We start from the raw sequence: 8,686 nt of genomic DNA on the forward strand, positions 1-8,686 counted from the left end.
CAACTCAACTCAATCCAGGGCCACCTTGGCGTCCTTGACCAGCCTGGCGAAGCGGTCGGTGTCGTCGCGGATCTGGCGCGCCATCTGCTCGGGCGATCCGCCGATGGGCTCGGCGCCTATCTCTTCCATCTTCCTGCGGAACTGCGGGGACTCGATGATGCGGTTCATGTCCGCGCCCAGCCGCGCCAGTACCTCGCGGGGCGTGGCGGCCGGTGCCAGCACGCCGAACCAGGTGCCCATGTCGAAGCCCTTGAGCCCGGCCTCGTCCAGCGTGGGCACATCGGGCAGGGCCACCGAGCGCCTGGCCGTGGTCACGGCCAGCGCGCGCAGCTTGCCAGCCTTGATGTGGGGCAGCACAGGCGTGACGGTATCGAAGGACATGGCGATCTGCCCGCCCAGCAGGTCCGTGGTCAGCGGCCCGCTGCCCTTGTAGGGCACGTGCAGCAGCTCCACGCCGCCCATGGACTCGAACTGCGCGCCGATCAGGTGCTGGCCCGTGCCCGCGCCATTGGAGCCATAGGCCAGCTTGCCGGGCTGGGCCCGGGCCTGGGCCAGCAGCTCCTGCACGGTTTTGGCGGGCACCTGCGGATTGACCACCAGCACATTGGGGACCACGGCCACCACGGTGATGGGCGCCAGGTCCTTCTGGAAGTCATAGCCCAGCCTGCGGTAGACGCTGGTGGCAATGGTGTGGTGCACGGCTCCCATGAGCAGGGTGTAGCCGTCAGGTTTCGCCTTGGCCACATGGTCGGCACCCAGGGTGGCGCCCGCGCCGGGGCGGTTTTCCACGACCACGGGCTGGCCCAGACTCTTGGACAGCTCCTGGCCCAGCGCACGTGCCAGCACATCGGTGGTGCCGCCTGCGGGAAACGGCACGATGAGGTTGACGGGGCGCGATGGCCAGGCCTGGGCCCAGGCCGAAGACATGGCGGCTGGAATGGTGGCGGCGGCCAGCGCGCACGCGGCGGCAACCCTGGTGATGCGGTTCATGGCTTGTCTCCTGTCTGTTCTTTTGTGGGTTATCGGACCATGCAGCGCGCGCTCAGGCAGGCACGGGCTCGGCCTGGGCCTCGGCGGTCTGCGCGCGCAGCCGTGCGCAGATCGCGTCGGTGACCTGGCGCGTGGTGGCCTTGCCGCCCAGGTCGCGCGTGTGCAGCGCAGCATCGGCCGTCACCTGCTCCACGGCCTGCATCAGCCGCTGCGCGGCGCGGTGCTCGCCCAGGTGCTCCAGCAGCATCACGCAGCTCCAGAACGTGCCCACGGGGTTGGCCAGGCCCTGGCCCATGATGTCGAAGGCCGATCCGTGGATGGGCTCGAACATGCTGGGGTAGCGGCGCTCCGGGTCGATGTTGCCTGTGGGCGCAATGCCCAGGCTGCCGGCCAGCGCGGCCGCCAGGTCGCTGAGGATGTCGGCATGCAGGTTGGTGGCGACCAGGGTGTCCAGCGAGGCCGGGCGGTTGACCATGCGCGCCGTGGCCGCGTCCACCAGCTCCTTGTCCCAGCGCACGTCGGGGAACTCGGCGGCCACCTGCACCGCAATCTCGTCCCACATCACCATGGCATGGCGCTGGGCGTTGGACTTGGTGATCACCGTCAGCAGCTTGCGCGGCCGCGACTGCGCCAGGCGGAAGGCAAAGCGCATGATGCGCTCCACGCCCGCACGGGTCATCATGCTCACGTCGGTGGCCACCTCGATGGGATGGCCCTGGTGGGCGCGGCCGCCCACGCCCGCGTATTCGCCTTCGGAGTTCTCGCGCACGATGACCCAGTCCAGATCCTCTCGCGCGCAGCGCTTGAGCGGCGCATCGATGCCGGGCAGGATGCGCGTGGGCCGCACATTGGCGTACTGATCGAACCCCTGGCAGATCTTCAGGCGCAGGCCCCACAGCGTGACATGGTCGGGAATGTGCGGATCGCCGGCCGAGCCGAACAGGATGGCGTCCTGGCCGCGCAGCGCGTCCAGCCCGTCGGCCGGCATCATCTCGCCGTGCGCGCGGTACCAGTCGCCGCCCCAGCCGAAACTGGTGAAGGCAAAGCCCAGGCCGGGCTGGGTTTCGGCCAGCGCCTGCAGCACCTCCTGCCCTGCCGGCACCACTTCCTTGCCGATGCCATCGCCGGGAATGCAGGCGATGCGGTATGTCTTTGTCATGAGGACTCCTTGGATTGCGGTGGATGAAGCGCCATGCGGATGCATGGCCTTGTCCGTGAATCTATCGATGGAACAACGCCGCGCGCGCCTCTAGAGTGATGGCATCGTTCACTTTGATTCAACAATGAGCACACCCGTCTCAGCGCCATCGGAGATGGCCTTCTTCTGCCTGCTGGCCCGCAGCGCCAGCCTGTCGGCCACGGCCCGCGAGCTGGGCATCACCACGCCGGCGGCGAGCAAGCGCCTGTCCCAGATGGAGGCGCGGCTGGGCGTGCAACTGGTCAGCCGCACGACGCGGCGCCTGGGCCTGACCGATGAGGGCCAGACCTACCTGGCCCATGCGCGGCGCATCCTGGACGACATTGCCGCCATGGAGCAGGCCGTGGCCGGCATGCCCGGGCAGCCGCAGGGCCTGCTGCGCATCAATGCCACGCTGGGATTCGGGCGCAGCCATATCGCGCCGCTGATCGCCAGCTTCGTGCGCAAGCACCCGCAGATCCAGGTGCAGCTGCAGCTGTCGGCCTCGCCGCCGCCACTGGTCGATGACAGCTTCGACCTGTGCATACGCTTTGGCGAGCCGCCGGACGCGCGCGTCATCGCGCGGCGCCTGGCGCCCAACCGGCGGCTGCTGTGCGCGTCTGCCGCCTACCTGGCGCGGCGCGGCACGCCGGCCACCCCGCGCGAGCTGATGCAGCACGACTGCATCGACATCCGCCAGGGCGACGACACCCACGGCGTCTGGCGCTTCACCCACAACGGCCCCGGCCGCAAGACCGAGGCCATCCGCCTGCGCGACAGCCTGAGCACCAACGATGGCGAGATCGCCGTGGGCTGGGCCCTGGCCGGCCTGGGCATCGTCATGCGCGCCGAATGGGATATCGCCCGCTACCTGCGCAGCGGCCGCCTGGTGCAGGTGCTGGCCGACCATGCCACGGCGCCGGCCGACATCCATGTGGTCTATCCGCAGCGGCATGCGGCAACCCAGCGCGTGCAGCGCTTTGTCGAGCACCTGGCACGGCACTTCGATACGGCCGCGCCCGGTTTCTGAAAAGGGATGCCGTATGCGGGGAAACGCCAATAAGCAGTAGACAGAAACTGTATACAACTCTTGTGACCAGCCGCTATGATGGCTGAATGGAGACTTCCACCACCAGTTTCATTGTCGAGAGCCTGACCCGGGCCATCGTCGAACACCGTCTTCTGCCCGGAACCAAGCTGGCCGAGCAGAAATTGGCAGACCATTTCGGCGTCTCGCGCACCCTGGTGCGCCAGGCGCTGTTCCAGCTGTCGCAAAACCGCCTGATCCGGCTCGAACCCGCGCGCGGGGCCTTCGTGGCCACGCCCTCGGTGGACGAGGCGCGCCAGGTCTTCGCCGTGCGCCGCATGCTCGAAGCCGAGATGGTGCGCGCCTTCATCGCCCAGAGCACGCCGGCCAAGATCCGCGCGCTGCGGCAGCACGTGGCGGCCGAGAAAAAGGCCATGGACGGCAACGACGTCGGCCAGCGTACCGAGCTGCTGGGCGACTTCCACGTGCGCATGGCCGAGCTCATGGGCAACGAGGTGCTGGCCCAGCTGCTGGGCGAACTGATCTCGCGCTGCGCGCTGATCACGCTGATGTACCAGTCCAGCACGGCTGCCGAGCATTCCCATGACGAGCATGCCGAAATCGTCACGGCCCTGGCCGGCGGCGACGCCGACCACGCCGTGCAGCTCATGCAGCAGCACCTGGACCACGTGGAAGCCGGCCTGACCTTCGACCGCGACATGCCGACCAGCGATCTTTCGATGGCCCTTTCCTCCGTATCCGCATGACCTACGACGCCACTGCCCCCTATCCCCGCGACCTGATCGGCTACGGTCGCACGCCCCCCCACGCCCGCTGGCCAGGCCAGGCCCGCGTGGCCGTGCAGTTCGTCCTCAACTATGAAGAGGGCGGCGAGAACTGCGTGCTGCACGGCGACGCCGCCAGCGAGCAGTTCCTGTCCGAAATGTTCAACCCGGCCGCCTACCCCGAGCGCCACATGAGCATGGAAGGCATCTATGAATACGGCTCGCGCGCAGGTGTCTGGCGCATCCTGCGCGAGTTCGAGAAGCGCGGCCTGCCGCTGACCGTGTTCGGCGTGGCCACGGCCCTGCAAAAGCACCGCGAGCTGGCCCAGGCCTTCGACGAGCTGGGCCATGAAGTGGCCTGCCACGGCCTCAAGTGGATCCACTATCAGAACATTCCCGCCGAGGTCGAGCGCGAGCACATGCGCCAGTGCATGGAGATCTTCGGCGAGCTGTATGGCCACGATGGCGACCACGGCCTGGGCTGGTACACGGGCCGCGACAGCCCCAACACCCACCGCCTGGTGGCCGACGACGGCCGCTTCGCCTACGACAGCGACTACTACGGCGACGACCTGCCCTTCTGGATGAAGGTCGGCAAGAGCGACGGCAGCACCCGCAGCCAGCTCATCGTGCCCTACACGCTGGACTGCAACGACATGCGCTTCGCCCTGCCCCAGGGCTACTCGCACGCCGACCCGTTCTTCCAATACCTGAAGGACACGTTCGACGCCCTCTACGCCGAGGGCGATCCGGCCGGCGATGACTCCCCCAAGATGATGAGCATTGGCATGCACTGCCGCCTGCTGGGCCGCCCCGGCCGCATCACGGCACTGCAGCGCTTTCTGGACCACATTCAGCGGCACGACAAGGTCTGGGTCTGCCGCCGCATCGACCTCGCGCGCCACTGGGCGCACCACCATCCCGACAAGGAATAACGCAGCATGGCTCTGACGCTGGAACAACTCAACGCCGCCGACCTGGCCACCGCCGCCGGTCTGCTCGACGGCCTCTACGAACACTCGCCCTGGATTGCCGAGGCCGCGCTGGCCCAGCGCCCCTTCCGCTCGCTGGCACAGATCAAGTACGCCATGGCCCAGGTGCTGGACAAGGCGCCCGTGCAGGCCAAGCTCGACCTGATCCGAGCCCACCCGGAGCTGGCCGGCAAGGCCATGGAGACCAACACGCTCACGGCCGAATCCACCAACGAGCAGAACAAGGCGGGTCTGACCCGCTGCACGCCCGAGGAGCTGGAGCACATCCGCAAGCTCAACGCCGAGTACGGCAAGCGCTTCGGCTTTCCCTTCATTCTGGCCGTGCGCGGTCCGCGCGGCGCGGGCCTGGCCAAGGCCGAGATCATCGAGACCTTCGAGCGCCGCCTGCACAACCATCCCGACTTCGAGCTGGGCGAGGCGCTGCGCAACATCCACCGCATTGCCGAGATCCGCCTGAACGACAAGTTCGGCTACACGCCCGAGCTGGGCAACGATGTCTGGGACTGGCAGGAAAAGCTGGCCCAGCACAGCGACCCCGGCTATGCCGAAAAGGGCCAGCTCACCGTCACCTACCTGACCGATGCCCACCGCGCCTGCGCCCAGCGCATCAGCCACTGGATGCGCGACTGCGGCTTCGACGAGGTCGAGATCGACGCCGTGGGCAACGTCGTGGGCCGCTACAAGGCGGCCACCGAGGACGCCAAGACCCTGCTGACCGGCAGCCACTACGACACCGTGCGCAACGGCGGCAAGTACGACGGCCGCCTGGGCATCTTCGTGCCCATGGCCTGCGTGCGTGAGCTGCACCGCCAGGGCAAGCGCCTGCCGTTCCACATCGAGGTCGTGGGCTTTTCCGAAGAGGAAGGCCAGCGCTACAAGGCCACCTTCCTGGGCTCGGGCGCACTGATCGGCGACTTCAGGCAGGAATGGCTGGAGCAAAAGGACGCCGACGGCATCACCCTGCGCGAGGCCATGCAGCACGCCGGCCTGTGCATTGACGACATTCCGAAGCTGCAGCGCGATCCGGCCCGCTACCTGGGCTTCATCGAAGTGCACATCGAACAGGGCCCGGTGCTCAACGAGCTGGACATCCCGCTGGGCATCGTCACCTCCATCAACGGCAGCGCGCGCTACATCTGCGAGATGATCGGCATGGCCAGCCACGCCGGCACCACGCCCATGGACCGCCGCCGCGATGCCGCCTGCGGCGTGGCCGAGCTGGCGCTGTACATCGAAAAGCGCGCCGCGCGCGACGGCACCTCGGTGGCCACCATGGGCCAGCTCAATGTGCCCAGCGGCTCGGTCAACGTGGTTCCCGGCCGCTGCCAGTTCAGCCTGGACCTGCGCGCGCCCACCAACGAGCAGCGCGACGCCATGGTGGCCGACATCCTGGCCGAGATCGAGGCCATCGCCCAGCGCCGTGGCCTGCGCTACAGCACCGAGCTGGCCATGAAGGCCGCCGCCGCCCCCAGCGCCCCCGAATGGCAGCAGCGCTGGGAAACCGCCGTGGACGCCCTGGGCGTGCCCCTGTACCGCATGCCCAGCGGCGCCGGCCACGACGCCATGAAGCTGCACGAAATCATGCCCCAGGCCATGCTGTTCGTGCGCGGCCTGAACGCCGGCATCAGCCACAACCCGCTGGAAAGCTCCACCGCCGACGACATGCAACTGTCCGTCGATGCCTTCTCCCACGTACTGAACCAGCTGGCCCAAGAGCAGCAATGACCGACATGAACCAAGACAAGCAAGCCACCTACGCCGCCCTGGACGCCTGGATCGACCAGCATTTCGATGAAGAGGTGCAATTCCTGCAGGCCCTGGTCCAGGTTCCGACCGACACCCCGCCCGGCAACAACGCACCCCACGCCGAGCGCACGGCCGAGCTGCTCAAGACCCTGGGCTACGAGGCCGAGAAGCACACCGTGCCCGAGGCCGACGTCAAGGCCTACGGCATGGAGTCCATCACCAACCTGATCGTGCGCCGCCCCTACGGCAGCGCAGGTGACGCCGGCGGCGGCCTGACCATTGCGCTGAACGCCCACGGCGACGTGGTGCCGCCCGGTGAAGGCTGGACCCAGGACCCCTATGGCGCCGCCATCGAGGACGGCAAGCTCTACGGCCGCGCCGCCGCTGTGAGCAAGAGCGACTTCGCCACCTTCACCTACGCCGTGCGTGCGCTCGAAGCCGTGGCCCGGCCCTCCAAGGGCGCGGTGGAACTGCACTTCACCTATGACGAGGAATTCGGCGGCATCCTGGGCCCCGGCTGGCTGCTGGCCAACAACCTCACCAAGCCCGATCTCATGGTCGCGGCCGGCTTCAGCTACGAAGTCGTCACCGCCCACAACGGCTGCCTGCAGATGGAAGTGACCGTGCAGGGCAAGATGGCGCACGCCGCCGTGCCCCACACGGGCGTGGACGCGCTGCAGGCCGCCGTGGTGCTGATGAATGCGCTGTACGCTGAGAACACCAAGTACCAGCAGGTGACCTCCAAGGTGCCGGGCATCAAGCACCCCTACCTGAACATCGGCCGCATCGAAGGCGGCACCAACACCAACGTGGTGCCCGGCAAGGTCGTGCTCAAAATCGACCGCCGCATGATCCCCGAGGAAAACCCGGCCGAGGTCGAGGCCAGCATCCGCGCCGTCATCGCTCAGGCCATTGCCGACTTCAACGCCAAGGGCGGCTACACGGGCGAGGATGCCGTGCGCGTGGACATCAAGCGCCTGCTGCTGGCCAATGCCATGACGCCGCTGGCGGGCAACAAGCCCCTGGTGGACGCCATCCAGGCCCATGGCGAAGCCGTGTTCGGCGAAAAGCCCCCGGCCGTGGGCACGCCGCTGTACACCGATGTGCGCCTGTACGTGGAGCGCGGCATTCCCGGCGTGATCTACGGCGCAGGCCCGCGCACCGTGCTGGAATCCCACGCCAAGCGCGCCGACGAGCGCCTGGTGCTGGAGGACCTGCGCCGCGCCACCAAGGTCATTGCACGCATGCTGTGCGACCTGACCGCCTGACCGCCTGACGGCCCGCATCAAGGCCTGACACCCAAGCCCGGCGCCGCCGGGCTTTTTTGCGCCCGGGCACCGCATCGGGGCACATGCACCGCCGCAGCCCATGCCGTGCGCCAGAGCCGCGCACGAGCCACGCACGAGCCGCGCCCAAGCTGCGCCAAGCCGCGCGGTAGCGGCCGCCAGGCACCAGCACGGTGCCTGGTGCTTGCCAGGCGGCTGGCATCCATCTTGCAATGCACCATGGCACTCCCGCCCTGGCAGGCGATGCGCACCAAAACGGGTTGGCGCGACTGCCGCAACAGGGTTTACCGGGAGCAGAAATTTCCCATGATCTGTATACACTTTTTGTATGGATGTTGGCGCCGAACCCTGCCACGCCGGCGTCCGTTCCCATAAATCCCGAGGAGACAAATCCCCATGCAATCTTCCGTTCATCCCGTCGATGAGATGCTGCCCGCAGGCAAGCTCACGGCGCTGGGCCTGCAGCACGTTCTCGTGATGTATGCGGGCGCCGTGGCCGTGCCCCTGATCGTCGGCCGCGCACTCAACCTGCCGCCCGAGCAGGTGGCCCACCTGATCTCGGCCGACCTGTTTTGCTGCGGCCTGATCACGCTGATCCAGGCCATGGGCGCCACCCAGTGGTTCGGCATCAAGCTGCCCGTGATGATGGGCGTGACCTTCGCCAGCGTGGCGCCCATGGTGTC

8 protein-coding genes are annotated in these 8,686 nt (G+C 67.9%); 6 read left to right on the forward strand and 2 right to left on the reverse strand.

Going from position 1 to position 8,686, the window contains the following annotated elements; translation table 11 throughout:
• Window positions 1–9: 9 nt before the first annotated feature.
• Window positions 10–990 (reverse strand): tripartite tricarboxylate transporter substrate binding protein, encoded by a 981-nt coding sequence (locus tag INR38_RS15860; protein ID WP_192366989.1) that lies wholly within the window; start codon window positions 988–990, stop codon window positions 10–12.
• Window positions 991–1,042: 52 nt separating this feature from the next.
• Entirely contained in the window at window positions 1,043–2,149 is a 1,107-nt protein-coding gene (locus INR38_RS15865) for a tartrate dehydrogenase (protein ID WP_180317801.1), read from the reverse strand.
• A gap of 124 nt (window positions 2,150–2,273) precedes the next feature.
• Here INR38_RS15865 and INR38_RS15870 point away from each other — a divergent pair, with 124 nt between their 5' ends.
• From INR38_RS15870 to INR38_RS15895, 6 genes are all read left to right on the forward strand, one after another.
• The gene (locus INR38_RS15870) at window positions 2,274–3,197 is read left to right on the forward strand and encodes a LysR family transcriptional regulator (RefSeq protein ID WP_123692568.1); all 924 of its coding nucleotides are present in this window, start codon (window positions 2,274–2,276) and stop codon (window positions 3,195–3,197) included.
• Between the two features lie 86 nt (window positions 3,198–3,283).
• Window positions 3,284–3,961 (forward strand): GntR family transcriptional regulator, encoded by a 678-nt coding sequence (locus INR38_RS15875; RefSeq protein ID WP_012204034.1) that lies wholly within the window; start codon window positions 3,284–3,286, stop codon window positions 3,959–3,961.
• The gene (puuE, locus tag INR38_RS15880; protein ID WP_047217824.1) at window positions 3,958–4,914 is read left to right on the forward strand and encodes an allantoinase PuuE; all 957 of its coding nucleotides are present in this window, start codon (window positions 3,958–3,960) and stop codon (window positions 4,912–4,914) included. The genes INR38_RS15875 and puuE overlap by 4 nt, the downstream gene beginning before the upstream one ends.
• Before the next feature lie 6 nt (window positions 4,915–4,920).
• Complete coding sequence (uraD, locus tag INR38_RS15885; RefSeq protein ID WP_207441966.1) at window positions 4,921–6,696, forward strand: 2-oxo-4-hydroxy-4-carboxy-5-ureidoimidazoline decarboxylase; 1,776 nt, start codon at window positions 4,921–4,923, stop codon at window positions 6,694–6,696.
• On the forward strand, window positions 6,693–7,985 hold the full coding sequence (locus tag INR38_RS15890; protein WP_063326941.1) for a M20/M25/M40 family metallo-hydrolase: 1,293 nt from the start codon (window positions 6,693–6,695) through the stop codon (window positions 7,983–7,985). The genes uraD and INR38_RS15890 overlap by 4 nt, the downstream gene beginning before the upstream one ends.
• A 414-nt stretch (window positions 7,986–8,399) precedes the next feature.
• Window positions 8,400–8,686 (forward strand): solute carrier family 23 protein (locus tag INR38_RS15895; protein ID WP_278251484.1); only part of this gene is annotated, 287 nt, incomplete at its 3' end.

The sequence above is a fragment of the Delftia sp. SD018 genome (genome assembly GCF_017355445.1).
GTDB lineage: Bacteria > Pseudomonadota > Gammaproteobacteria > Burkholderiales > Burkholderiaceae_C > Comamonas > Comamonas acidovorans.

Coding starts and splice junctions, on each gene's coding strand:
- INR38_RS15860 (WP_192366989.1), bottom strand. CDS start 990: ATGAACCGCATCACCAGGGTTGCCGCCGCGTGCGCGCTGGCCGCCGCC.
- INR38_RS15865 (WP_180317801.1), bottom strand. CDS start 2,149: ATGACAAAGACATACCGCATCGCCTGCATTCCCGGCGATGGCATCGGC.
- INR38_RS15870 (WP_123692568.1), top strand. CDS start 2,274: ATGAGCACACCCGTCTCAGCGCCATCGGAGATGGCCTTCTTCTGCCTG.
- INR38_RS15875 (WP_012204034.1), top strand. CDS start 3,284: ATGGAGACTTCCACCACCAGTTTCATTGTCGAGAGCCTGACCCGGGCC.
- puuE (WP_047217824.1), top strand. CDS start 3,958: ATGACCTACGACGCCACTGCCCCCTATCCCCGCGACCTGATCGGCTAC.
- uraD (WP_207441966.1), top strand. CDS start 4,921: ATGGCTCTGACGCTGGAACAACTCAACGCCGCCGACCTGGCCACCGCC.
- INR38_RS15890 (WP_063326941.1), top strand. CDS start 6,693: ATGACCGACATGAACCAAGACAAGCAAGCCACCTACGCCGCCCTGGAC.